A 24,705-nucleotide genomic window follows, 5' to 3' on the forward strand; every position below is an offset into this window, starting at 1 on the left:
CCGGCCGGCCCTACCTTCGCCTTCCTTTCTGACCCGATGAACTACCTGAAAACCTCCCTGGGCCGCCTGCGCCTGCTGGGCCTGCTCGAAGGCCTGTCGCTGCTGCTGCTGATTGGCATTGCCATGCCCCTCAAATATTTCTACGACAGTCCCGGCCTGGTTCGCGCCATTGGGCCGGTTCACGGTGTGCTGTTCGTGCTGTTCGTACTGTATACCCTGTACGTTGGAATCCGGCACCGCTGGCGCCTCCTTACCATTGGGATAGTGTTGCTGGCCTGCGTTATTCCCTTTGGCACGTTCTACGCCGACCGCAAGATTCTGGCTCCCCTGCAGCCGCCCCCTGGCCCGCAGTAGGCGCCGCGGCACCTACGCCGACGCAGCCACCGTGCGCAGCCACGCGTGCAGTGCCGCCCGCAAATCCGCGGCCCGCTCTTGTACCTGGGCCAGGCTGGTAAACTGGGCAACCCGGCGGCCATCGGTGAAGCTTCCGCTCAGCAATCCGCTGGGGTCGTTTATCCGGGCGCCGGTCGGGAACACCAGCAGCACGCAGTCCCTTTTGGGGAGGTTGAAGACGACGATGTCGCGCCTGTACTCATTGGGGTCAAACACCGGCATCTCGCGGGAGTAGTTGCATATCACATTCCTTTCGCCTAATATTCTACCGATTACGCTTCTCAGCCCTATTCTATCAGTACCCTATTGCTAAAGCATCCGGCCGATTACCGCTAACCGTGCCGGTGGTTCAATTCTTTCACCCTTTATCCCTTATCAGTATGGCAAACGCCACCAATGCCCTCACCCAGGGTTTGTCCGGCAAAGTGTCGGGCCTCGTCTTTCGCCGCAACGCCAACGGCACCGTCAGCGTGGGCAACGCGCCCCGCCCCTCTTCCAAAACGCCTACCGCCGGGGCCCTGGCCCAGCGCCAGCGCTTTCAGCAGGCCGCCTTTTACGGCCGCGCCGTGCAGCAGGACCCCGCCGCCAAAGAGGCCTACCAGACCGGCGTCGACGCGGATACCGCCAGCAGCTACGTGGTGGCAGTAGCCGATTACCTAAGCGCCCCGAGCATCCGCAATGTTGACTTCAGCGCCTATCGGGGCCAGCCCGGCGACCGGATTGTCATTCAGGCTACCGACGACTTCGCCGTCACCGAAGTGCACGTCCGCATCCAGAACCCCGACGGAACACTGGTGGAAGAAGGAGCCGCCAGCGCCGATGCCGACGGCTTTACCTTCCGCTATACCACCACAGCCAGCAACCCTTCCCTGGCCGGCGACAAAATCCTTGTAACCGCCGCCGACCGGCCCGGCAACCGTACCCTGGAGGAAAGTACCCTGGGCGGTTAGGGTCGCCGCTTTTTCCCGGTGGGATACAATTTCTCTCATTGGCCCCCCAGCCACCTAGTTGGGACCTTGTAGCCATCTCCAAGCCATCTTGATTTTACCGGCCATCGGTAAAGTACAAGTTCGATCTGATTCGGGAAACACCGGTGGCGCAGCTACCGGTGTTTCTTCCGAAGCCGACCTGACTTCCCAATTAAACCTAAAATCAGGGTTTACCCCTGCGCAAACCCGTATTAATCCGGAGTTTATGTTGTCCGATCCGCCGTTTAAACTATAGCTGCCGGCTGCCCCGCACCGGTAGTACGCTTACCTGCCCCTTTCTCCTCCCGGAGAATCCACCACCAAACCATAAAGCCTCTTCTATGCTTCACGCTTCCACTTCCTCCGCACACGAGCGCGCCGCGCAGGCTTCTTCTCTTACCACCATCGACCTCGATACCATTGATGCCGCCCAGCTGGCGCGCGTGCTGAGCCGGCAGATTCACCAGCCCCGGCCCCAGCTGCTCATCGACTGCGGCAGCCTGCGGATGCAGCGCACCCGGGGTGTCAGCCACGTGGTGTCGCAGCTGCTGGCGCTCCGCCAGAGCGGGGCCGGCATCTGGCTGCGCAACGTGAACCCGGCCCTGAACACCTGCCTGCGCCTGCTGCAGCTGGATCAGGTATTCAAGCAGGTGGACTGATTGATTGTTGGTTATTAATGCTGATTGTTAACTAAGCACTAAAAAAGCCCCCGCTAGATTTCTAGCGGGGGCTTTTTTAGTGCTACCAGGGCTGGCTGAACAACAGGAGTTCAAGTCAGTCCGCAATTACCAACAAGCAACTAGCTCCCTACCGAGCTGCCGCCGAAGGCGTCGTTGAGGACCCCGGCCAGGCGGATGCCGGCCTGCAGAATCCGCTCTTCCATGGTGGGCAGGTGGGCAGGCATGTACTTGTAGTCGAAGGTCGCGCTCTGGGCGGTTTCCGCGTACAGCCGCTGGCTGATCTGGTAGGACTCAAACACCCACTTGGTTATGTCGTCTTTCTGCCACTGCTTGATCTGCTCGGGCTTGGCGCGGTCCAGGGCCAGGGCCATCTCAGAGTAAGTAAAGCCCTCGTAGTCGACGAGGCCGCCGTCCCACACGCTGTGCAGGTTGGTGTCCTTGCCCTGAAACTTCACCTGGATCGAGTTGCCGCCCTTGTCCTCGGCGCTGCTCACGTGCATGGGCTGGTGCAGGTCGCCCACGATGTGGATGATAAACTTCAGCGCCACAGCCTTTTCCTCCTTGGTTTTCTTGGGGTCCTTCAGGTCCTTGATGTTCTGGTTGAGCGCCTGGTAGGCGTTGGCCTCGGTCATGCCCTTCACGAAGGCCGCGTGCTGCTCGTAGGCCATACCCAGGGGCGTGTTGATGAAGTGCCAGGGCGCCGTCGACTTGTACTCCTCCGAGTAGCGGACCTCATCGGCCCAGGTCGTGACCAGGGGCATGCGGTAGTTGTCGAGCAGCAGGGCAACCTGCTCTTTGGCTTTCTTGCTCAGGTGGTTTTCGGCAATCTTGCCCACCACCCGGTGGCCCTGCGCGCCCCAGGCCAGCAGACTGAACGGTAACAGACTCAGCAGGCCCAGGGCAACTACTTTCTTCAACATAAAACGAAACGAAAACGGCACTCAGCCAGGTGGTGGAAACCACAAAAGTAGCACATACGCCAGAATTCTGCCGCAGCGCAGGCCGTTCCCGCCCGCTGCCCCGGAACCGGGCTTTCCGGTCCGCGCTACTTCGCCGCCTCAATCTCCCGGATGGCCCCGGTGATGGCGCTGCCGGTCAGCGCGTCCCCGGCTTTGGCTTGCTGCAGCTGGCGCAGGGCCTCAATCAGCCGCACGTGCAGGCCGTAAGGCTTGGCTTCGATGGCCAGCTCCTTGATCCGGTCTACTCCCTGCGCCAGGGCCGCCGGGTCGTCAAGGCGGCGGAGCAGGGCCAGAAAGCCGGGCATCAGCTCAAGCCGGGCGACGGGTTTGGCGGCGTCGTATTTGCTTAGCACGGAAGCCCACTGCGCGGCACCGCCGGTAGCGCCGTACACTTCGACCAGCGCCGCCGTCAGCGCCCCGCGGTTGTCGGCTTCAAAAGCGGTGGCCTGGGTTAGCGCCTCCTTCGGATTCAGCGCCAGCAGGCCACGGAGGGCCGCCGCCTGTACCCCGTAGGAGCGGCTTTCGAGGGCTTTCCGGAACCGCTTTTCCTGGCGCTTGTCGCCCAGGCGGGCCAGCGCCAGCAGCGCCTCGGCCTGTACTTTCACGCTGGCATCGGTGGCAGCCAGGCGCTCAAGCACGGGGGTGGCGGCCTTGCGCAAGGCGGCGTTTTTCAGATCCAGGCCCTGCACCGTCAGCACCCGCAGGCTATAGTGCGGATCAGTTAATCCGGCCAGCAGCAGCTTCTGCGCCCCGGGCTCGGCAGCCTTCCCCAGGGCCGCAGTCAGGGCCTCGCGGCGGTCCATGTAGCCGGCTGCCTGCCGGTACTGCGCCGCGTACCCGGTCAGGGGCTTGTTGTCGGTCTTCTGCCACACCAGCACCTTTTCGGCGTCTACGTTGACGAGCTCGGGGCGGGCAGCAGCGGGGAAGCGGAACGTTTGGGTGGCCTGCTGCATCATCACCTGGTGGCGCCGCGGTTGCCCATTCACGTACACGTCCACGCTGATGGGCAGCTGAAACACGGGGCCGGGCTGGGTTTGGCGAATGGTCACCTGCTGCTCCCGGCGGGCTTCGTCCCAGGCGTAGTCGATGGTGACGACGGGGTGGCCGGCGCCGTAGTACCACTGGTTGAAAAACCAGCTCAGATCCTGGCCCGAGGCCTGCTCCAGGGCCAGCCGCAGCTGCTGGGCCTCGCCGGTGCCATAGGCGTTCTGGGTCAGGAAAAGCTTCAGTCCGCGGAAGAACGCGTCGGACCCCAGGTAGCTGCGCAGCATATTCAGGATGCTGCCGCCCTTCTGGTAGGTCACGGCATCGAACAGGTCTTCCTTGTCGGCATACTGAAACCGCACCAGGGGCTTGGGGTAGTTGCCGGGGTTGCCGAGGTAGGTGCGCAGGCTGCGGTACGCCTGGGCCGCCCCCCCGTCCGGGCCATACGCGTGCTCAGCCCAGAGCACCTCCGAGAAGTTGGCAAACGACTCGTTGATCGTCAGGTTGCTCCAGCTTTCGGCCGTTACGTAGTCGCCAAACCAGTGGTGAAACAGTTCGTGGGCAATTTCCCGCTCCACCCCGCTGTACTCCCAGTCGAGCAGCTCCCGGGCCGAGCCCTGGGCCTGCTCCCCAAACAACGAAGCCGTGGTGTTTTCCATGGCCCCGCTCACGTAGTCGCGGGCCACCACCTGGGCGTACTTGCTCCACGGAAACTCCACGCCCAGGCGGTCGGAAAAGAAGTCCAGCATCCGGGGCGTCGTGCCGAAGATAGCCTTCGCCTGGTCGGCGTACTTCGGCTCCAGGTAGTAGCTCAGCTCCCGGTTGCGCCAGGTGTCTTTCGTGATGCGGAAGTCGCCTACGGCCAGCATGAACAGGTAGGGCGCGTGGGGCTGGTCCATCTTCCAGGTATCGGTGCGCAGCCCGGCACCCGCGGCCACCTGGCTGGTCAGCAGCCCATTGGAAAGCGTGACGTATTTGGCAGGCACCGTCAGGCTGATTTCCGAGGTTGACTTCTGATTGGGCTGGTCGATGGTGGGAAACCAGGCCGAGTTGGCATCTGTCTCGCCCTGGGTCCAGATCTGCACGGGCTTGCCGGCCACCGCGCTGTCGGGGTTGATAAAGTACAGCCCTTTGGCGTCGCGGATGGCTGCGCTGCCCTTGGCACCCAGCTCATCGGGCCTGGCCGTGTACTCGATATAGATGGTGTAGGCTTCCCCGGCCGGCACCATCCGACCCAGGCGAAGCAGCAGCTGCCGGCGGTTGTAGTCGTACTGCAGGGGCTGGATTGCCGTTCCGGTCACCAGCGCCACGGCGTTGATGTCCATGCCCTTGGCATCGAGCCGGAGCGAGTCGGTGGCGTAGGCATAGGGCTTGAGCGTGAGCCAGGCTTTGCCGTAGGCGTAGCGCTTGGGGTAGTCGAAGCGCAGGTCGAGCTTTGTATGCACCAGCTCGTTGACTTTGCGGGCAGTGGCCCGGTAGGAGGTCGGCGTGGGCTGCTGGGCCAACGCCCCGGAAGTCAGTGCCAGGGCGCCGACCAGAGTCAGTAGGAAAGTTCGCATGGAGGGCGCAAGGTAGGCTGTCAGGCCTTACAGATCCCGCCGACGCCCGAAGCGTTGCCTGCTGGCGGGCCCGCCCCAGGCTGTTTGCCCGGACTTCGGCTCCTGTACCCCGACGCCAGTTGCTGACGAGCAGGAGCTGCCGGTCGCCACGTCCGGCATCCGGCTCCGGCTGGGTCAAAACACCTGGCAGCCGTCGGCCCGGTTTTCCACTACGCGTCCGCAGTGAAGCGCCGGCCCGCGCCAACCGCCAAGGTGCCACCCAGCAGGGCAGCCGCCACCAATGTTACCAGATAACCAATAACTGCTTCGAATGAGTGCTGGTAACGGTTTTTATCGGCAAAAATCCGGGTATAGAGAATAGAAGCGCCGATTGCACCCGCGAAGGAACCGACCACAAACAAGCTGATCGTAGCGGAGGTCAGCTTCCAGCGGCGGTGAAACCGCGTCTTAACACGAGCTGCGGATAGCGGTGAACCGGGTAGGCCAGCGGCCGGGCATGCTAACGTGCCCGCTTAGTCAATCATGTCGCCCAGGTCGCTAACGCCCAGCGTGAACATCACCAGAATAACGCCCAGGCCAATTTTAACGATTAGCGGAATAGACAAACCGGTTTTTTCCCGGAGCAGGTTGTTGGTCGGGGGGAAATACACAAGGGAAACCAGCATATACCCTACGGCGGGCACCGGGTGCACCAGCATCATGTTCAGGACCCCGACTGCGAATACAATCAGGCCGCAGACCCAGTTAACCAAGGGTGCGAGGGAGGCTTTCAGCTGCATGCTCATTTCTCTGGAAAGTTAGGTGGAGAGTCCGGCACAAAGCCGGAGCTGGCAAATCGGGCTGTTTTCTGGGGAATGGGGCCGGCTTTCTGCCTGCTGGATTCGCTAGAAGCTGCTCAGCATCAGGTCTATCTTATGGAACAGCTCACCCACGCCCAGCGCGGCCCAGATGATAAGAAAGCCGAGCACAATCCTGGCCAGCAGCGGAACCGCAAAGCCGGTTTTCTGCCTGATCCACCCATTTACCGGCGGGACGTAAAGCAAGGCCAGCAGCGCTATAAAGATTCCAAAACCAGGGTCATTGCCCCAGAAGGTATTCACCACCCCGATTGCCAGCCCAATCAGGCCGAACAGCCAGCCGGCCAGGTCCGCCAGGGTTGAGGAACCCTTCACCGCGTTTGAGTTAGAATGCATGGCTTTGGTTGTCAGAATTGAAAGCGGTGGAGAAACGTGCACCTGACTGGTTTCCTGAGCAGGCAGCCAGGTGTTCTGGTTGATCGTTAGGCCCGGCGTTCCGGCTCATTGATGCCCGCCCGGCGAAACAGGAAGGCCGACCCCAGCCACAGGGCGCCGAAGAAGCCCGTAACGCCTACCGCCTCCCGGACGTGCAGACGCATCTCCGGCCAGACCAGCAGGGCCAGTACCGGTACCAGCGCCTGCGCCAGGGCCGTAACCAGCAGCACGCGAACCATCCCAAGGGGCCGGAAGCGCACCATGATGGCCCCTACTACCGGCACAAGGACCACCCCACCGGTCAACAGGTTGGCCGGGTTCGGTCCGCTCCCGATAAGACCCACGGCCAGATTGCTCCAGATCAGAAAGAAACCGGTCAGCAGCGCCCCGGCAGCGGCCAGCCGGTACATGGCCGTAGTGCCTTTGCGCGAAATCAGCTCGTAGGCCAGGCCGGTGCCGAACAGGATGGTGCCGGCGAAGACGAAGTCGGAGCGCGTCCAGTTCACTTCGCTGGTGAACTGCATTGCTACCAGGGGCACCAGCAAGAGCATAGCGGTGATGACGGCAGGGCGAGCAAGGGTTTTGGCGGGCAAAGTCATGGCAGTGCGGTTAAGGGGTTGAAAATGGGTTGCAGTAACTGAGTTGGATGGTCCCTGATTGGCAAGGCCCTGAGCGGATAGCAAGCCGAGGGGTTGAACAACCAGCAGGAACGTCACAAAGTAAATGAAAGAACTTTGTAATTCAAAGTATTTTCAAAATACGGGGTTCCTGCCTGCGGGTTTCGCCTGGGCAGGGCCTGCTGCAATACTCCGGTAAAGAAATCCTAGCCTGCGGCCTGCCGGAGCGGGCAACCTACCCTATCACGAACGTGCGCATGCTCATTCCCCCAAAGCTGACTTCCTCGAAGGCATGCCGGATTTCGTCGGTGGGCTCGGCCAGGGCCAGGCTGTACAGCATCGGGATGTAGTGGTCCGGGGTGGGTACGGACAGCGGGCCGCTGGCGCCGGCCTGCTGGTAGTGGGCCAGCGCGTTCAGGTCGCGCTGGTTTATGCGGACTTTCGCCCATTCGTCGAACTCGGCGGCCCAGGCATAGGGCGTGGGGTCGTCGGCCATGAATTTGGGCATGCTCTGGCGCAGGTTGTGCACGATGTTGCCGCTGCCCACAATCAGCACGCCGCGGCGGCGCAGAAACTGCAGCTGCCGGGCCAGCTCGGCATGAAAGGTAATGGGCTTGTAGTAGTCGATGCTGACCTGGAACACAGGAATGTCGGCGGCGGGAAACAGGTGGTGCAAAACGGTCCAGGTGCCGTGGTCGAGGCCCCACTCGTCGGACGGATGGGCATCGGGCAGGGCGGTCAGCACTTCGCGGGCCACATCGGGCGCGCCGGGTGCGGGGTACTGCATGTCAAACAGCTCCTGCGGAAAGCCGCCAAAGTCGTGGATGGTTTCGGGCCGCTCATTCACGGCCACGAACGTGCCGCGCGTCAGCCAGTGCGCCGATACCACCAGAATAGCCCGGGGCGGCTGCCGGTTGCGGAGGTCCAGGCCCAACTGGTGCAGGGTTTGGGTGAAGGGGTTATCTGCCAGCGCGTTCATCGGGGAGCCGTGGCCGACGAACAGCACCGGCATCTTCGCCGTTTTCTGGAAAGAGGAAGCCGTGTTGTGCAGGTCCTGGAGCGAGTTCATGGCAGGGACAGATGGCGGCACGGCCAGCATTCCGAGAAAATCCTGGGGTGCCTGGTAAGGCTGTTTATACGCAACAAAGCTACCGCCTGCTAACCCCGGGTACCTCGGCGACAGGATAAGAAATAAACTGCGGCGTGCAACCGTACGGTGCCATCCGGACCTCGGTATTCTGTTGCTCCCCGTCTTCCTGCATGCCACCCAGCCGGCAGGGAAGTAGTTTCACCCAGTTGCATCTGATCCGGTCTTCGTTTCCGCAGCCACCCCATTTAACCCTACCCTGAATGTCACCTGCAAAAAGCACCCTGAAGCATCTGCTCTTCCTGCTCGCCCTGGTCGTGGCCGCGCTGTTTCTGAAACCGACCAAACCCGCAAGCGCGTCGGGACAAACCGTAAACCCGGTCCTCGGCGACATCAGCTTTGAAACCAAGTTTGGCCGCCGGCCCGACGCCACCACGGACAACGAGCTGCGCATCCGCACCCATCTGGAGTACGCCGAGAAGCTGCTGCGGCAGAAAGACGCGTCGGCCCTGCCGCTGGCGCTGCAGGAAAAGCGGCAGCAGGCCCTGGACCGGCTGCACGACTACTGGACGGCGGGCCGGTTTCCCCGCAATTACGACTACGCCGCCCAGCGCAAGCCCTGCTTTATCGACCGGGACGGCACTATCTGCGCCGTGGGCTATCTGGTGGAGCAAACCGCCGGGCGGGCCGTTGCCGAACAGATCAACCAGCTGCATCAGTACGACGAGCTGCTGGCCATGAACGATCAGCGCGTCGAGGAGTGGGTGCGCACCAGCGGGCTCACCAAAGAGGAATGCGCCATGATTCAGCCCACTTACGGCCCCGAGCCTGTCGTTACCTACAATCACATCAAGCCGTGGTACGGCGCGACGTCCGCGCTGCTGGGCGGCACCAGCGTGGCGGCAAACACCATCAACGGCATCCAGCTCATCAACGGTGGGGGTAATAAAACCGCGCCGGCCATCGGCCTGATAACCGGGGTCAGCCAGGTGGTGCTCGGCTCGGGAGTGCTGCTGACCCGGGGCCGCAGTTTCGGGGTTCCGGAGCGGGTCAACGAAAGTGAGACCATCCTCTCGATGCTCAACATCGGGTTGGGCACGGCTACGGCGGGCCTGAGCGCCTGGAACCTGTTCACGAAGTGCCCGCCCAAGGACAAGCTGACCACCTGGAACGTATATAGCTACCCCACCCGCACCCACGACACCGGCCTCGCCTTTAGTTTGACCCGGAGATTTTAACCGATCTGGCACCCGCCGGGGCCGGAATTTCCGACCCGGCCTGTATTACCGCAAGAAAGCAGCGGCAAGCTGGCCCGGGTGGCTACCTTGCCGCTGCTTTCTTATTCAACCTACGGCGTGATTGGCAACTTTACAATTCAGGAAACCACGGACTCGGTGGTGGTCCACTACCGGAAAAGCGCGAAAGACTGGTTTGACACGGCCCTGACGCTGGCCTTTACCTTGTTTCTGGTTGCCGGCACTTTCCTGCTGCTGCGGCAAGGCGTCAAAACCATGAGCGTCGTTGTCATTGCGGCCGGGCTACTGTTTGCCTTTCAGACGTTCGTGCAGGGAGCTATTAGTCTGTCCCACCTGCTACAGCCGATCCGAAACCTGCTGGTTATCGACAAGCACACCGGCCAGGTGGTCGCCCGCCCCCATGCTTTCAGCCGGCAGCGGCTGGCTTTGACCGACATCAAGGAACTAGTAGTCAGGGGGCAGCAGGAACAGGTCCGGTTTGGCGGGAAGCGCACTACGCGCACGTTCTGCACCATCTCGGCCCGCCTGACCAGTCAGGCAACCGTCCCGCTGTTCACGCTCAATACCAACCGTTTTCTCCGAGTTTCCGCCCGGCAGCTGGAAACCGAGCTGTATTCAACGGCCCGGCAGCTAACCCTGGCGCTGAATAAGCACCTGCAGGCCCGCTACCGGTGGGCCGGCTATTCGGAAGCGCGCTGAGTGAAGGATGCCGTGGTGCCGGACCGTGGATTTGGGTACTTTGCCGGCCGGCTCCTCTCCCACCCGTTTTTCATGCGACGCACTTTACCCACGATTGTGGGGGCGCAGTTTCTTTGCACCTCGCTCTGGTTTGCCGGCAATGCCATTGCCCCCGAGCTGGCCGCGCGGTTTCAGCTGCCGCCCGGCTTCGTGGCGGCTCTCACCAGCGCCGTGCAGCTGGGCTTTATCAGCGGCACGCTCGTTTTCGCCCTTTTGGCCGTGGCCGACCGATTTTCGCCGTCGCGGGTATTTTTCAGCAGTGCCCTGCTGGCCGCGCTCTGCAACCTGGGCAGTATGCTTCCGGGCCTCGACGGCACCGGGCTGCTGGCGGGCCGGTTTCTGACCGGGTTTTTCCTGGCGGGCATCTACCCCGTGGGCATGAAAATAGCCTCCGACTACTACCAGGCGGGGTTAGGAAAGTCGTTGGGGTGGCTGGTGGGGGCACTGGTGCTGGGCACGGCCTTCCCGCATCTGCTCCGCAGCCTGACCGGCCACCTGCCCTGGCAGGCCGTAACCGGAGCTACCTCGGCGCTGGCGACGCTGGGCGGCCTGGCCCTGGTGCTGCTCGTACCTGACGGCCCCCACCGCCGGGTTGGACAGAAGCTGCAGCTCACGGCTTTCCTGACCGGGTTCCGGCAACCGCAGTTCCGGGCCGCCGCGCTGGGCTATTTCGGTCACATGTGGGAGCTGTACACGTTCTGGGCGTTCGTACCGGTGCTGCTGACGTCCTACCAGCTGCTTCATCCGGAGGTACGACTATCCGTATCCGTGCTTTCGTTTCTCATCATTGGCGCGGGCAGCCTGGCCTGCGTGGTTGGCGGATTCTGGTCGCAGGCAATAGGTCCGCGTCGGGTAGCCGCAGGGGCGCTGGCGCTGTCGGGGCTTTGCTGCGTGGTGTCGCCGCTGTTTCTGGGCGGCAGCTCGGCGGGGGCGCTGGTTGGGTTCCTGTTTTTCTGGGGCCTGGTAGTGGTAGCCGACTCCCCGCAGTTTTCCACCCTGGTGGCCCGGCACGCCCCGGAGGCATCACGGGGTACGGCCCTCACCATCGTCAACTGCCTCGGCTTTGCGCTGACCATCATCAGTGTGCAGCTTACCGGCTGGCTGGCGCCCCGGCTCGGTCCGCAGTGGCTGCTGGTACCGCTGGCGCTGGGTCCGGTGCTGGGATTGTGGGCGTTGTGGCATGGTAGTGAAAAGAGCCGGCTGGGCTCAGGTCAGCCTTGAAGCCAATCATACTGCTTGTCAGTGGCTACAGGGATGGCAACACTACCTACGGTCATTCTGAGCGAAGCCGAGAAATCTCGCTCGCTTCGTTGCAGTAGCATTGCTAGTATGCGCATCTGGGGCATCAGGTAAGGAACAGAGAAATTCCACCTGCATCATCGGAATTAGTCATACCAATGTCAGCGCGCTAGATTCCTCGGCTTCGCTCGGAATGACCGCCTGTGAGTGTGCCTGTCTCTTAGTCTAATCCATCTTCAAAAAAGAGCCCCAAAACCATATGGCTTCGGGACTCCTTTGTTTTCGGTAGCGGCCTTTACAGCAGCTTGTCCAGATAAATCGGAAACTCGCGGACGCGCATGCGGGTGGCGTGGTACACGGCGTTGGTAAGGCGGCCACGGCATTCACCACCCGCGTGACGTGCCCAGCTCTTCGTCCACGTTCACTTCCGCGAAACGGCGTTATAGGCGTGCATCAAGGACTTCTGCTTGTTATCAGGTCGGGCATGACCGTGGCCGCAGCTTCCAGCTCCCGCTGCCCTGTAGACTGTTGCGCATCACCACGGCTTGGGTGGACTCCAGCCGGAGGCGAAGCTGACCGTTGACGAATTTCCTATCCTCGAACGTTGCGTTTTTCAGCGGGAAGTCGGTCATCTTCTGGGCCAGCTTCAGCAGCTTTTCACCCAGGGTTTCGCACGTGTTTTTTACGGCCATGCCCACCGACGCAGCCGTCCAGGAGCCGCCCTGCAACGGTGCCTTGGGCAGAGTCGTGTCGCCGAGTTTAAGCGTAACAGCTTCAAGCGGCAGGCTCAGCGTTTCGACCGCAATCCGGGTCCTGATGATGTAGGTACTGGTGCCGTTTTCCCAGGCTCCACTGGCTACGGTCAGGGGGCCATTGGCGGAGAGCGTGGCTTTCGCAGCGGCTTTCTGCATCTGCGCATCCCACACGCGGGAGGCCTACCGTCCGGCTGAACTTTTCCGCTCTCACCTTCGCTCCCGCGTGATTCTACGAGTCTATCGACCTACCTGATAGGGCTGCTACCCCTTCCCGACACGGCTTTACCAAAAATCATAAACAATTAATTATCAGTCAACAGCATAAAATAACATAAAAAGTACGCGATCTATTTGGATAAATTCTAAATAAGCTATCAACTTTGTCTTATTATAAGGCTTTCTAAATAACCCTATGCGCCGCTTACTACTCCTTGCTCTGCTGCTCGCCACGTACTGTTTGCCGCCCCTCGCCTCTGCGCAGGCCCTGACGGGCCTTATTACCGGTCGGCTGGTTGGTCCCGATGGTGCCGGACTTCCCGCAATTTCCATCAGCCTAAAGCAGGATGGCACCGGCGTCAGTACGGCTGCCGACGGCAGCTTTCAGCTGCGGGCCGGGGCCGGTACCCAGCAGCTGCTGATCAGCAGCCTGGGCTATATCACCAAGGAAGTATACGCAGTGGTCAAGGCCGGCGAAACCACTACCCTGCCCGTGATAACGCTGGAAATAAATGCCCGGCAGCTACGCTCGGTGACGGTAACCGGCACCAAGACCCTCAACGAAAAGCCGGTTCGGATCGGCAAGCTGCCCGTGCGGCCCATCGACCTGCCCCAAAGCGTGGTGTCCATTGACCAGGCCGTGCTCGAGCAGCAGCAGACCCTGCGTATCAGCGACGTGCTAGCCAACGTGAGCGGGGTGTACGTGATGGGCAATACCGGCGGAACCCAGGAAGAAATTGCCGGTCGCGGCTTTGCCTTCGGCAGCAACAACACCTTTAAGAACGGTGTGCGCTTCAACAACGGCGTGATGCCGGAAGTAAGCTCCCTGGAGCAGTTTGAGGTGCTGAAAGGCAGCAACGCCATCCTGTTCGGCAACGTGGCCGCCGGTGGCGTGCTGAACCTGGTTACCAAGAAGCCCCGGTTCGAGCCGGGCGGGCAGCTCAGCTTCCGCACCGGCAGCTACGACTTCTATAAGCCGATGGTGGACGTGTACGGCGCCATCAACAATAGCGAGCAGGTGGCCTTCCGGGTGAATACCACCTACGAGAATGCCCGCAGCTTCCGCGACGGCGTGAAGTCTGCCCGAATTTACGTGAATCCTTCCCTGCTCTTCAAAATCGGGACGAAGACCGACCTGCTGGCGGAAGGCGACTACCTGAACGACAACCGCACGCCCGACTACGGTATCGGCGCCATCAACTACCGCATTCCCGATGTGCCCCGCAGCCGCTTCCTGAACACTTCCTGGGCCAACAACGCCACCACCCAGCGCAGCGCCACGCTCACCCTGACTCGCCGCCTGACCGACAGCTGGCAGCTGCGGTGTATGGCCGCCTACCAGAATTACACCAACGAGCTGATGAGCGCCGCCCGCCCTTCGACCGTACGCGACAACGTGAAGGTGGGCACCCTGGCCGGCAGCCCCGCCCTGTACGGCAATCTGGTGCGCAACCTGCAGCGCGCCGGCTCCGACGAACAGTACCTCCTGGCCCAGCTTGACCTGACCGGCAAATTCAAAACCGGCTTCCTCGACCACGCGGTGCTCCTGGGCGCAGATGCCGACCAGTACCGCACCGAAGCCGTGAGCTACATCGCCATTGCCCGCTACGACTCCATTAACATCTTCGACCTGGACCGCTACAAGCCCCGAAATTCGGTACCGGAGTTCACCCGCAACGCCCGCACCGAAGGCCACATCCGCCGGGCCGGCTTCTACGCCCAGGACCTGGTAAGCATCAGCGAGAAGCTGAAAGTGCTGGCCGGCCTCCGCTGGACCTACATTGAAACCCGCAGCGACGTGCTGTCCTACCGCGACGGCACCGTAACTCCGGCCGCTTCCCGCTTCGACAAGGCGTTCACGCCCCGCGTGGGCCTGGTGTACCAGCCGATCAAGACCACCGCACTGTTTGCCAGCTATGCCAACTCCTTTACCCTGAACACAGCCCTTGACCTGCAGGGCAACACGCTGGCGCCGTCCTTTATCGACCAGTACGAGGTCGGCATCAAGAATGACCTGTTCAAAGGGCTGCTCTCGGCTAACGTGACGGCCTACCAGATCGTGAACAGCAACCTGGCCCAGGTTATCTCCCCCAACGACCCCCGCTTTAACGCCAACCGCCCCAACGCCCAGGAGCTGGCCGGCGAAGTCACGAGCCGGGGCGTGGAAGTAGACGTGCAAAGCAAGCCGTACCGGGGCTTCTCCCTGATTTCCGGCTATAGCTACAACCGCACCTACTACAGCAAAAGCAACACGTTTATCGTGGGCAGCCTGCTGCGTTACAACCCCAACCACACGGCGAACACCAGCCTGTTCTACAGCCGGGAGCATGGCGCCCTGCGCGGGCTGACCGGCGGCTTCACGGCCCTCTACATCGGGGAGCGTCAGGCCGGCCGCTCGGTGGTGGAGTCGAACCCGCTCAACCGCCTGATTCCCATCAACGACTACGTGCAGTTCGACGCCTCGATGGGCTATACCCTGGACCGCCTCACGCTGCGGGTAAAGGTATCGAACCTGCTCAACCAGCTCAGCTACAACGCCCACGACGACAACAGCATCAACCCCATTGCCCCGCGGCTGTTCTCATCGACGCTGTCCTACCGGCTTTAGTCCACTTATCCTCCGTTTAGGGCGCACCGGGTCAGCCACTGCCTGGTGCGCTGCTTTAAAACTCTATTAACTCTCAGGTTATGAAAACCTTCTTCCGCACCATTCACCTTTACCTGAGCCTGGTCTCGGGGCTGGTCATTGCCGTGGTGTGCTTTACCGGTGGGGTGCTGGTGTTTGAGAAAGAGCTGGACCAGGCCTGGCACCCGGACCGCTTCTTCGTGACGCCCACCGGCGGGCAGCCCCTGTCCCTGGCCCGCCTCACGGAAGCCGTAAAGGCCACCGTGCCCAACGCCAAAATCACCGGCATCAAAGTGTACGCCGACCCGGCCCGCACGGCAGAAGTAAGCCTGGCCGGCCCGAAAAAGGACGGTGAAGGCAAGCCGGGCCGGGAAGGACAAGCACAGGGCGCCAGCCAGGCCAAAACCGGGCAGCTAGGCGCCGGCGGCAAAAAGGAAGCTCCCAACGAAGGCGGTGGCGGACCCAAGATCTATGTAAACCCCTACACGGCGGCCGTGGTAGACCAGGTCAACTACCGCGACACGTTCTTTTTTACGATGATGGCGCTGCACCGGGGCATGGTCGGCGGGCCCATCGGCAAGCTGGTGGTGGGCGTGAGCACCCTCTTTTTTCTGTTCATTATCGGCACCGGCATCGTGCTGTGGTGGCCCGCCACGCGAAAAGCGGTTCGGCAGCGCTTCACGGTAAAGTGGGAGGCCGGCTGGAAGCGCCTCAACCACGACCTGCACATCGTGCTCGGCTTCTACAGCGCCCTGTTCCTGTTCGTCTTCGCGTTTACCGGCCTGGCCTGGTCGTTTGAGTGGTTCAACAACGGCATCTTCGCCGTCACCCGCTCCGACCCCAAAGGACCCGAAGCGCCGAAGTCCACCGGGTTTGAAACCCCCAAACTGAGCCTGGAAACCCCGAACTATGATCTGGCCTACGCCGTGGCCCGAAAGCAGGTGCCCGGCGCGTTTTCGTACGCCATTTCAGCGCCCAAGGACTTTACCGAAGCCTTCCGGGTAGTGACAACCGGCCCGCAGGCTGCCTACGAAGGCGCCACCGACGAGCTCTATCTCAACCAGTACAACGGGCAGGTCCTGGGTAAGCTCAACTTCGACGACCGCAACCTCGGGCAGCGGGTGCGACGCACGTTTAAGCCGGTGCACACCGGCGCCATCTTTGGTCTGCCGTCCAAGATCGTGGCCGTGGTCGTCTGCCTGCTGGGTACCACGTTCCCCATCACCGGCGTCATTCTCTGGCTGAACCGCCTGAAGAAAAACCGGAAGAAAGCCCGGAAGCAGGTCGCGGTTAGCGCTTAGGTGTTGATTGCCCGGTATTGGGGTCTTGGTTAATTCATTGTCATCCTAGGCAAAGCGAAGGATTTTATCGGATTTGAACGAGTCGTTGTTACGCATGCCTTTCTGGCGTAATAAGGTCCTTCGCAAGCTCAGGATAACAACTCCAAACCCTCAACAATCAACAACTACCAATCAGCAACAAACAACCACCGAATCCGCCTCTATATTTGGCGCATGAACGTCTCCAGAATGGCCGGCAGCCTGATTGGCTCCGAGATTATCAAAATCGGCAACGAGGTCAACGACATGATCCGCAAGGGCGAGGAAATCTGCAACCTCACCATCGGCGACTTCGACCCGGCCATCTTCCCGATTCCGGAAGAGTTGCGTACGGAAATCACGGCTGCCTACGCGGCCGGGAACACCAACTACCCCCCGGCCAACGGCGTGCCCGAGCTGCGCAATGCCGCCGCCGCCTTTCTGGAGTCCCGGCTGGGGCTGAGCTATTCCCCGGCCGATATTCTGGTTGCCGGCGGCTCCCGCCCCCTGATCTACGCTACCTACCTGGCCCTTATCGACCCGGGCGACAAAGTGGTGTACCCGGTACCGTCGTGGAACAACAACCACTACTGCCACCTCTCCGGCGCCCAGGGCGTGGAGGTGGAAACGCGGCAGGACAACAACTTCATGCCCACCGCGGCCGACATCGCGCCCCACCTGCACGCCGCTACCCTGCTGGCCTTATGCTCCCCGCTCAATCCCACCGGCACCGCCTTTTCCCGCGCCGACCTGGAGGCCATCTGCGACCTGGTCATTGCTGAGAACAAGAGCCGGGGCCCGGAAGAAAAGCCGCTGTACATCATGTACGACCAGATCTACTGGCTGCTCACCTTCGGCGAAACCCGGCATTATGACCCGGTAAATCTGCGCCCCGATCTGCGCGACTACGTTATCTATATCGACGGCATCTCGAAGTGCTTCGCGGCCACCGGCGTGCGGGTCGGCTACGCGTTTGGGCCTAGCGGGGTCATCGACAAGATGAAGTCTATCCTGGGTCACGTCGGGGCCTGGGCGCCCAAGGCCGAGCAGATAGCCACCGCCGCCTTTTTAGGTCAGACCCAGGCCGTCGATGCCTTCGTGGCTGACTTCGGCACCCGGATTCAGCGCAGCCTCGACGCGCTCTACCACGGCCTGCAGGAAATGCGCCGGGAAGGCTACCCCGTGGATGCCGTGGTGCCGATGGGCGCTATCTACCTTACCGCCCAGCTCGACGTGCTCGGCAAAACCACGCCGGAGGGCAAGCTGCTGGCAACCAACAAGGACATTACCTTCTATTTGATTGGCCGGGCCAAGCTGGCGCTGGTTCCGTTCGGCGCATTCGGCACCTCCGAAACCTCGACCTGGTTTCGGATGTCGGTGGGCGGGGCTTCGCTCAAATCCATCGAAGCCGCCCTCCCCCGCCTGCGCCAGGCCCTCGACGAGTTGACGTAGCATTCGCCCCCGCTCAGCAGAAAGCCGATTTTAAAGCGGCCATGATGCTTCCTAAGGAGTTCCTGCCAAGCGCCGCGCAGCATCATGTTATGGGCAAAAAAGAACGTCATGCTGCGCGACGCCGAAGCATCTTTACCGCTCCATTTGCTTAGTAAGCCAGCGTCAGCACGCGAGACGAGCTGCGCTGCCCTTCGGTGCCTCGACTTCACTCGGAAGACAATTCCAGCGTCTGCCTCCAGCACCAAGCACTAAAAGCTATTCGCCAAACGTGGCCCAGCCGAGCTTCAGGATGATGGCCCCGACCACGATGAGAAAAAATACGCGCACGAAGCCGGTGCCTTTTTTCAGGGCCACCCGCGCCCCGAGGGCCGAGCCGGCCATGTTGGCTGCCGCCATGGGCAGGGCAACGTGGTAGAGCAGCTGGTCGGTGAAGGCAAAGTAGGCCACGCTGGCCAGGTTGGTCGCCACGTTCACGAGCTTGGCCGAGGCCGAGCCGGTCAGGAAGTCGTAGCCAAACAACCCCACGAAGGCAAACAGCAGAAAGCTGCCGGTGCCGGGGCCGAAGAACCCGTCGTAGAAGCCCAGCACCACGCCCACCAGCACGCCGAAATACACTTCCTTTCGGTCGGTGAGGCGGGGGGCGTGGATGGAGCCGAAATCCTTGCGCCAGAAGGTGTAGATGGCAATGACCACCAGCAGCCCGAGCACCAGGGGGCGAATCAGCTCCGGCGGCATCAAACTCAGGGCCCGGGCTCCCAGAAACGAGAATACGCCGGCTACGACGGCCGCCGTACCCGCCGCCCGCCACGGAATATCCACTTGCCGGGCGTAGCGCCCAAACGCCACCGAGGTGCCCGCCATCGAAGCCAGCTTGCCCGTGCCGATGATGGTAGGGTCGGGCGCCTGGCCTTTGAGCAGCAGCAGCATGGCCGGCATCTGAATCAGTCCGCCCCCGCCCACGATCGAGTCAATAAAGCCGGCCATAAAGGCAAATAGACACAGGTAGACCAGGGTAAGCGTCATAGCAGCGAAAGAAAATTACCGGGCGAAGATAACAGGTGCCCTCCCGTCGATCCGCCGGATGCCGCTGTTTTCCGCTTTGCGGCCGGGGTCTTTTCCCGGCCGGGGTCAACGCCGGCGGGGAAAGCCCCGTACCTTCGCCGGGCGCTCCTGCCCGTTTCCCATCATGTCCGAACCTGCTACGCTCACCCACCGCAGCAAGCTGCTCACCCTGACCGGGGTGCTGCTCGCGCTGTTCCTTGGCTCTCTCGACCAGACCATCGTTTCCACGGCGCTGCCCCGGATTGTGGCCGACCTGCATGGCTTCGACCGCTTTACCTGGGTAGCCACGGCCTACCTCGTGGCCAGCACCGCGCTGGTACCCGTGTATGGCAAGCTGGCCGATATGTACTCCCGCCGCGCCATCGAGATTATTGCCGTGCTGACCTTTCTGTTCGGCTCGGCTCTGTGCGGCCTGGCCGGGGAGTTTGGTACGCTGCCCCTGCTGGGCGACGGCATGACCCAGCTCATCATCTTCCGGGCTATTCAGGGGCTGGGCGGCGCCGGCTTGTTTGCCATGGCCTTTATCATCATTGCCGACCTGTTTCCGCCTGCCGAGCGCGGCCGCTATCAGGGCTTCGTGGGCGCCACCTTTGGGGTTTCGTCGGTGCTGGGGCCGTTCCTGGGCGGACTGCTTACCGACCATGGCACGGGCCTGGTGCCGGGTGTGGAAGGCTGGCGGCTGGTGTTCTACGTAAACCTGCCCCTGGGCGCGCTGGCGCTGTGGTTTATCACCTCACGGATGCCGGCCCTGCGCCCGCGCGGGGAGCGGCTGCCGCTCGACTACCTCTCGGCTTTGCTGCTGATGGCCGGCCTGGTGCCGCTCGTTATCGGCCTGCAGGTGAACAAAGCCGTCTATCCCTGGACGTCGCCTACTACCCTGGGCCTGTTCGGTGCGGCGCTGACGGCGCTGGTTTTGTTTGTGGTTCGCTCCCTGCACTCCCCCAATCCAATCCTGGACCTCGGCCTGTTCAAGAACAAGGTGTTTCGCTCCGCCAACATTGCGCTGTTTCTGCTGGGCGGAGCCTTCCTGAGTATCATCATCTTCGAACCCCTGTTCATGATCAACGTGGTGGGCGTTACAGCCACCAAGGCGGGGGTGAGCCTGATTCCGCTTTCGCTCGGCGTGGTGTCGGGCTCAATGCTGGCCGGGCAGATGGTGTCGCGCTTCGGGCACTACAAGCGCTGGATGCTGGCCGGCGGCCTCGTGGTCCTGACTGGCCTGAGCCTGCTGGCTACTATGCCCATCGACATCAGCTACGGACGGGTGATGCTTTACGTGCTGGTATGCGGCGTGGGACTGGGCCCGAGCATGCCGCTTTACACGCTGGCGATTCAGAATGCCATTGAGCCGCGGTTTATCGGGCAGGCCACCTCGGCCAGTCAGTTTTTCCGGCAGATCGGCGGGGCCATCACCGCCGCCGTTCTGGGAACCGTGCTGACCATGAGCCTGGCGCACCTGCTACCCGCCACGGCGGCGCCTACCCCGGCTCAGCAGCTGTCGGTGAGTGAGGGCCCGGCTCTGACGGTAAATGACATGGCCAGCGACGGCAGCGGGGCCGCTAGCCCCCTGGTGCGGGAGGCCTTTGCCCGGGCTATCTCCCGCATCTACCTCTGCACGATCTGCCTGGTGCTGGCCGGCTGGCTGGCGAGCTGGTTTATTCCGGAGCTGCCCCTGCGTAAGTCGAATGCCCCTGCCGCCGGCTCCCCGACGACCAAGGTCCCAGCTATGGCGGAGTAAAAGCAGAAATCCGCCAATCGTTGAACTTTGCTTATATATATAGAACAATACCGCGGTAAAAAGCTGTTTTTTTCGTACGTTTGCCGCTCGTATTTTTTAGGATTCCGCTTACCCCATGAAAAAAGCCCTGCTTCTGCTGGCGCTGCTCTTCAGCATCGCCTCTACTGCCTTTGCCCAGAATCAAAAACAGGATTTGTATAAAGCTGTGGCCAAAAACAACGCTGCCGAGGTTGCAGCCCTGCTTAAGGCCGGCGCCGACCCCAACGTAGCTTTGGAGATTGTACCCGGCTTTAAAACCAGCTACCTTATCACGGCCGCCAACCACGGCAACCTGGAAATTGTAAAATCACTGGTCGGCAGCAAAGCGCAGGTGAACTGGCAGGACCAGTTTCACGGCACCGCGCTGATGGCTGCCGCCGGTAAAGGCCACAAAGCCGTGGTAGAATTCCTGCTCAGCAGCGGGGCCGATGCCAAACTCAAGGACGATGATGGCAAGGATGCCCTGGCCGCGGCCCGGGAAAGCGGCAACGCGGAGGTAGTTGCCCTGCTGCAAAAGCACAGCTAACCGCTCCCGCCCGCCTGCCATTGCAGCCCCGCCACTCCCGAACAGCCGGGGCTGGCGGGGCTGCTTGCTTACTGATCCGGCTGGTAATAAGCTTTTTGATTTTGTGGTGGCAGCCGCTCATTTTGTGTTATACTTGTATACGTATCACCTTATCCTTTTCCCATGAAGCTTCTTACTCTGCTTTTTTGCGCCGCTATCGGCTTTGGCTTTTCTGATCCGGTTACCTGTAAAAAGGGCCTTGTGGCCGCCGAGGACGCGCTGAACCTCGTGCGCAAGTCCCAGAACGGCGACTGGGCCGAAGCCAAGAAAAATCTCGACAAGGCCATGGACCTGCTCGACGACGTAGTGGACAACACCGATGACTGCGGCTGCGCGGCGGCCAACGACGCTGCCGAGGATGCCTACAAAAGCGCCAAGAAAGCCTACAAGGGTGAGGACGCCGGCGAGACCCGCAAGCATGGCAAAAAAGCTCAGGAATACACCGAGAAGGCCATCACCCTGCTCAAGAACTGCCAGTAGTTTTAAGCTGTTAGCTTTCGTTCTGAGGTCACAGTCTGTAGCCAGCCTACAAGCATAAACAAAGAGCGCCGGATGTATTCGTCCGGCGCTCTTTGTTTAGGGTCATTGCTAAGTCGGTATCACTTGGGAGCAACAAAGCCAACCGCTAACAGCTTAAAAAGGTGGGTCGTCGTTGCCGAAGTTGCTTTTCGGGAAGGGCTTGGGGGCCGGGCCGTCATTGATCTTGCTGCCCAGGCGGATGGTGCCGGGCGTAAAGCCGGTCTGTTCGTCGAAGGTGCTGGCCGGGAAGGCGCCGGGGTTGTAGTCGGCGTCGGCACCGAAGCCTCCGCCATCGAGGTCGGCAAACTTGGTGAAGCGGCCGATAAACTTAAGCTGCACGGTTTCGAGCGAGCCGTTCCGGTGCTTGGCGATAATCACCTCACCGGTTCCCTGGGTCGGGTTGCCCATCTCGTCCTCCGTAATCTTGTAGTACTCGGGGCGGTAAAGGAATACCACCATGTCAGCGTCCTGCTCGATCGAGCCGGATTCACGCAGGTCACTTAGCTGGGGCTTCTTGTCGCCGCCCCGGGTTTCCACCGAGCGCGAAAGCTGCGACAGCGCCAGCACCGGCACGTTCAGCTCCTTGGCAATGCCCTTCAGTGCCCGGGATATAGAGGCAATTTCCTGTTCGCGGTTGCCGGCGCCCTTGCCCCCATCCGAGTTCCCCGTCATCAGCTGCAGGTAGTCGATGATGATCATCTGGATGTCGTGGTGGGCCTTCAGGCGGCGGCACTTGGTACGCAACTCCCGGATGCTCAGCGCAGGCGTGTCGTCGATGTAGATCGGGGCCGCCGACAACGACGAAATCTTGTGGTTGAGCTGGGCCCACTCGTAGTCGGCCAGGTTGCCTTTCTTGATTTTCTCGGAGTCCAGCTCGGCCTCAGCCGAAATCAGACGGTTGACGAGCTGAATCGAGGACATTTCCAGCGAGAAGATGGCCACCGGCTTCTTGTGGTCGACGGCGGCGTTGCGCATGGCCGATACCACGAAAGCGGTGTTGTGCGTCACTGTCATATCCTGGAGCAGGAACAGGCGGTTGCCATCGATGGCAAAGCCGTAGTAGTCGTCCTCGCCGTCGGGCTCCACCGAAATACCCGTCATGCGCCAGTCAACTTTGCTGGCCCAGGGATTGGCTTGCTTGCGCGTCACGCGTACCGGCACCCGGTCGATATCGCCGTAGATCCGCACCCGGAATACCTCACGCTCGTAGCCGATGCGGGAAATAGCGGCCCGCTTTTTCTTCAGCGACGTGCGGAAGCCCAGGGAGTCGGCCAGGAACTTGATCTGCCGGGCGAGGCGGTGGTTTTTCTGCGTGATTTCGTAGCCGTTGCTTACCGGGTCCAGGTGACCGTCGGAGTCGATCAGGCCGGCCAGCAGGCGCAGGCGGTTTTCGGTGCTGTTGGCGAGGTACGACTGGGGAATATGCTTATCACCGAGGACGCCCAGCTGGCGCAGCTCATCCTGCAGGGAATACTGCGCGCTACTGCCGCCCTGCCGGCCCCGGGTAATGCCGTAGCTGTTGCAGCGGCCTTCAACCACGCCCACCGTTACCTGCATATCCAGCGCCCCGGCGTACTCGTGCAGGTAGTCGATGATTTCCGGATCCTGGCCGGTAATGCGGCAGTTGTCAGAGGACCCGTCGCCGAGCCACACGCCGAGAAAGTACGGATCAACCGGCACGTCCTGCGCAGCAAACTCCACCGGTACTTTGTAGCCTTTGTAGTTGGAGCGAAACTTTTCCGACTGTGCCAGCCAGTCCTTCACGGTGATGTTGAGCACGTCGCCGTGGCAGTGCGGGCCCTCGGTGCGGCTGCGCTTCAGGGAAAGAATATGGCTTTCATTGACGCGGTAGGCCTCGGCCTTGTTCTGCCGCACCCAGTACATCTGCTCCCGACCGCGGGCAATGCTAAGCACCCGGCGCGGCGTAGAGTCGTCGCCCATCAGCAGCTCGCCGGCCTGCACGTCTTCCACGTTGCGAAGCGTGCCGTCGAACATCAGCACTTTCGTGCCCTTGCCGAGGCACTTACCCATGCCAGGGCGGGCGGCAATGATAACCAGGTCGGAGGGCTGCCAGCCGCTTGTGACGCGGTCCAGGGCCGAGAAGCCCGAGGGCACGCCGGTGAGGCCGTCCTTCTGGTTTTTCTTTTCCTCCAGCTCCTTGATGGCCTTGCCCATCAGGCTGCGCATGTCGTCGAAGTTCTTGCGGATGTTCGACTCCGACACCTCGAACAGCGCCTGTTCGGTGCTGTCGAGCAGGTTGAATACGTCGGTGGTATCCTCGAAGGCGTCGCGCTGGATCGAGCTGGCAATGTGAATCAGCTCCCGCTTGATAGCATTTTCGGTGATGATACGGGCGTGGTACTCGATGTTGGCCGCCGAGTTCACCTTGAAGGTGAGGTTGGCCACGTAGTGGGCCCCGCCGGCCGCTTCCAGCTCGCCCAGCTCGCGCAGCTCCTGCGTCACCGTGAGGATGTCGATGGGCTCCGACTTGTCGAACAAACTGAGGATGGCCTTGAAAATACGCTGGTGCCCGTCCTTGTAGAAGGATGGCGGCTTCAGGATATCAATTACCGTGGTCAGCGCGTCTTTTTCCAGCATCAGCGCGCCCAGCACCGCCGCTTCCAGCTCCAGGGCCTGGGGCGGCAGCTTACCGGCCGGCGCCCCCATCGGCACCACGCTGGGCCGGTTGATCAGGGCGGCTT

General features: G+C 61.7%; 23 protein-coding genes. 12 read left to right on the top strand and 11 right to left on the bottom strand.

Going from position 1 to position 24,705, the window contains the following annotated elements:
* Positions 1-36: 36 nt before the first annotated feature.
* On the top strand, positions 37-354 hold the full coding sequence (locus LJY25_RS08620; protein ID WP_227607918.1) for a DUF3817 domain-containing protein: 318 nt from the start codon (positions 37-39) through the stop codon (positions 352-354).
* A 12-nt stretch (positions 355-366) separates the two neighbouring features.
* Here the strand turns inward: LJY25_RS08620 and LJY25_RS08625 are convergent, their stop codons facing one another.
* Positions 367-639 carry a hypothetical protein gene (locus LJY25_RS08625; protein WP_394799956.1) on the bottom strand — a complete coding sequence of 91 codons (273 nt, stop codon included), beginning with the start codon at positions 637-639 and terminating at the stop codon, positions 367-369.
* A gap of 134 nt (positions 640-773) precedes the next feature.
* On the opposite strand from LJY25_RS08625, the gene LJY25_RS08630 reads away from it, so the two are divergent.
* Both LJY25_RS08630 and LJY25_RS08635 read left to right on the top strand, forming a co-directional pair.
* A complete protein-coding gene (locus LJY25_RS08630; RefSeq protein WP_227607919.1) occupies positions 774-1,343 on the top strand; it encodes a hypothetical protein in 570 nt (189 codons plus the stop codon).
* Positions 1,344-1,702: 359 nt separating this feature from the next.
* Positions 1,703-2,020, top strand: a complete 318-nt coding sequence (locus tag LJY25_RS08635) for a hypothetical protein (protein ID WP_227607920.1) — start codon at positions 1,703-1,705, stop codon at positions 2,018-2,020.
* 140 nt (positions 2,021-2,160) lie between these two features.
* Here the strand turns inward: LJY25_RS08635 and LJY25_RS08640 are convergent, their stop codons facing one another.
* From LJY25_RS08640 to ygiD, 7 genes are all read right to left on the bottom strand, one after another.
* A complete protein-coding gene (locus tag LJY25_RS08640) occupies positions 2,161-2,961 on the bottom strand; it encodes a S1/P1 nuclease (protein ID WP_227607921.1) in 801 nt (266 codons plus the stop codon).
* Positions 2,962-3,086: 125 nt separating this feature from the next.
* The gene (locus LJY25_RS08645) at positions 3,087-5,543 is read right to left on the bottom strand and encodes a M1 family metallopeptidase (protein ID WP_227607922.1); all 2,457 of its coding nucleotides are present in this window, start codon (positions 5,541-5,543) and stop codon (positions 3,087-3,089) included.
* Between the two features lie 209 nt (positions 5,544-5,752).
* On the bottom strand, positions 5,753-5,938 hold the full coding sequence (locus LJY25_RS08650; protein WP_227607923.1) for a hypothetical protein: 186 nt from the start codon (positions 5,936-5,938) through the stop codon (positions 5,753-5,755).
* 117 nt (positions 5,939-6,055) lie between these two features.
* Positions 6,056-6,328 carry a hypothetical protein gene (locus tag LJY25_RS08655; RefSeq protein ID WP_227607924.1) on the bottom strand — a complete coding sequence of 91 codons (273 nt, stop codon included), beginning with the start codon at positions 6,326-6,328 and terminating at the stop codon, positions 6,056-6,058.
* A gap of 99 nt (positions 6,329-6,427) precedes the next feature.
* Positions 6,428-6,736 carry a hypothetical protein gene (locus LJY25_RS08660; RefSeq protein ID WP_227607925.1) on the bottom strand — a complete coding sequence of 103 codons (309 nt, stop codon included), beginning with the start codon at positions 6,734-6,736 and terminating at the stop codon, positions 6,428-6,430.
* A gap of 86 nt (positions 6,737-6,822) precedes the next feature.
* Positions 6,823-7,374 carry a hypothetical protein gene (locus LJY25_RS21355; protein ID WP_317206586.1) on the bottom strand — a complete coding sequence of 184 codons (552 nt, stop codon included), beginning with the start codon at positions 7,372-7,374 and terminating at the stop codon, positions 6,823-6,825.
* Between the two features lie 253 nt (positions 7,375-7,627).
* Complete coding sequence (gene ygiD / locus LJY25_RS08670) at positions 7,628-8,461, bottom strand: 4,5-DOPA-extradiol-dioxygenase (protein ID WP_227607926.1); 834 nt, start codon at positions 8,459-8,461, stop codon at positions 7,628-7,630.
* Positions 8,462-8,742: 281 nt separating this feature from the next.
* On the opposite strand from ygiD, the gene LJY25_RS08675 reads away from it, so the two are divergent.
* The 3 genes from LJY25_RS08675 to LJY25_RS08685 all read left to right on the top strand — a co-directional run bounded on the left by LJY25_RS08675 (position 8,743) and on the right by LJY25_RS08685 (position 11,694).
* Positions 8,743-9,717, top strand: a complete 975-nt coding sequence (locus tag LJY25_RS08675; RefSeq protein ID WP_227607927.1) for a hypothetical protein — start codon at positions 8,743-8,745, stop codon at positions 9,715-9,717.
* Positions 9,718-9,804: 87 nt separating this feature from the next.
* Positions 9,805-10,434 carry a hypothetical protein gene (locus LJY25_RS08680; RefSeq protein WP_227607928.1) on the top strand — a complete coding sequence of 210 codons (630 nt, stop codon included), beginning with the start codon at positions 9,805-9,807 and terminating at the stop codon, positions 10,432-10,434.
* A gap of 72 nt (positions 10,435-10,506) precedes the next feature.
* The gene (locus tag LJY25_RS08685) at positions 10,507-11,694 is read left to right on the top strand and encodes an MFS transporter (RefSeq protein ID WP_227607929.1); all 1,188 of its coding nucleotides are present in this window, start codon (positions 10,507-10,509) and stop codon (positions 11,692-11,694) included.
* A gap of 491 nt (positions 11,695-12,185) precedes the next feature.
* Here LJY25_RS08685 and LJY25_RS08690 read toward each other — a convergent pair whose 3' ends face one another.
* Positions 12,186-12,623, bottom strand: coding sequence for a molybdopterin cofactor-binding domain-containing protein (locus LJY25_RS08690; protein ID WP_227607930.1), 438 nt, complete (start codon positions 12,621-12,623; stop codon positions 12,186-12,188).
* A gap of 256 nt (positions 12,624-12,879) precedes the next feature.
* Between LJY25_RS08690 and LJY25_RS08695 the strand changes: the two genes are divergently transcribed.
* The 3 genes from LJY25_RS08695 (at position 12,880) to LJY25_RS08705 (ending at position 18,080) form a co-directional block, all read left to right on the top strand.
* Positions 12,880-15,291, top strand: coding sequence for a TonB-dependent receptor (locus LJY25_RS08695; RefSeq protein ID WP_227607931.1), 2,412 nt, complete (start codon positions 12,880-12,882; stop codon positions 15,289-15,291).
* Between the two features lie 80 nt (positions 15,292-15,371).
* The gene (locus tag LJY25_RS08700; protein WP_227607932.1) at positions 15,372-16,610 is read left to right on the top strand and encodes a PepSY-associated TM helix domain-containing protein; all 1,239 of its coding nucleotides are present in this window, start codon (positions 15,372-15,374) and stop codon (positions 16,608-16,610) included.
* Between the two features lie 213 nt (positions 16,611-16,823).
* A complete protein-coding gene (locus LJY25_RS08705; protein WP_227607933.1) occupies positions 16,824-18,080 on the top strand; it encodes a pyridoxal phosphate-dependent aminotransferase in 1,257 nt (418 codons plus the stop codon).
* 255 nt (positions 18,081-18,335) lie between these two features.
* On the opposite strand, the gene LJY25_RS08710 is transcribed toward LJY25_RS08705, so the two are convergent.
* On the bottom strand, positions 18,336-19,103 hold the full coding sequence (locus LJY25_RS08710) for a sulfite exporter TauE/SafE family protein (protein WP_227607934.1): 768 nt from the start codon (positions 19,101-19,103) through the stop codon (positions 18,336-18,338).
* Between the two features lie 163 nt (positions 19,104-19,266).
* Between LJY25_RS08710 and LJY25_RS08715 the strand changes: the two genes are divergently transcribed.
* The 3 genes from LJY25_RS08715 to LJY25_RS08725 all read left to right on the top strand — a co-directional run bounded on the left by LJY25_RS08715 (position 19,267) and on the right by LJY25_RS08725 (position 21,964).
* A complete protein-coding gene (locus LJY25_RS08715) occupies positions 19,267-20,880 on the top strand; it encodes an MDR family MFS transporter (protein WP_227607935.1) in 1,614 nt (537 codons plus the stop codon).
* Between the two features lie 115 nt (positions 20,881-20,995).
* Positions 20,996-21,445 carry an ankyrin repeat domain-containing protein gene (locus LJY25_RS08720; RefSeq protein WP_227607936.1) on the top strand — a complete coding sequence of 150 codons (450 nt, stop codon included), beginning with the start codon at positions 20,996-20,998 and terminating at the stop codon, positions 21,443-21,445.
* 162 nt (positions 21,446-21,607) lie between these two features.
* Entirely contained in the window at positions 21,608-21,964 is a 357-nt protein-coding gene (locus tag LJY25_RS08725) for a hypothetical protein (protein WP_227607937.1), read from the top strand.
* A 153-nt stretch (positions 21,965-22,117) separates the two neighbouring features.
* On the opposite strand, the gene dnaB is transcribed toward LJY25_RS08725, so the two are convergent.
* Complete coding sequence (gene dnaB / locus LJY25_RS08730; RefSeq protein ID WP_227608226.1) at positions 22,118-24,670, bottom strand: replicative DNA helicase; 2,553 nt, start codon at positions 24,668-24,670, stop codon at positions 22,118-22,120.
* Positions 24,671-24,705: the final 35 nt, after the last annotated feature.

It is taken from the genome of Hymenobacter translucens (assembly GCF_020685205.1).
GTDB lineage: Bacteria > Bacteroidota > Bacteroidia > Cytophagales > Hymenobacteraceae > Hymenobacter > Hymenobacter translucens.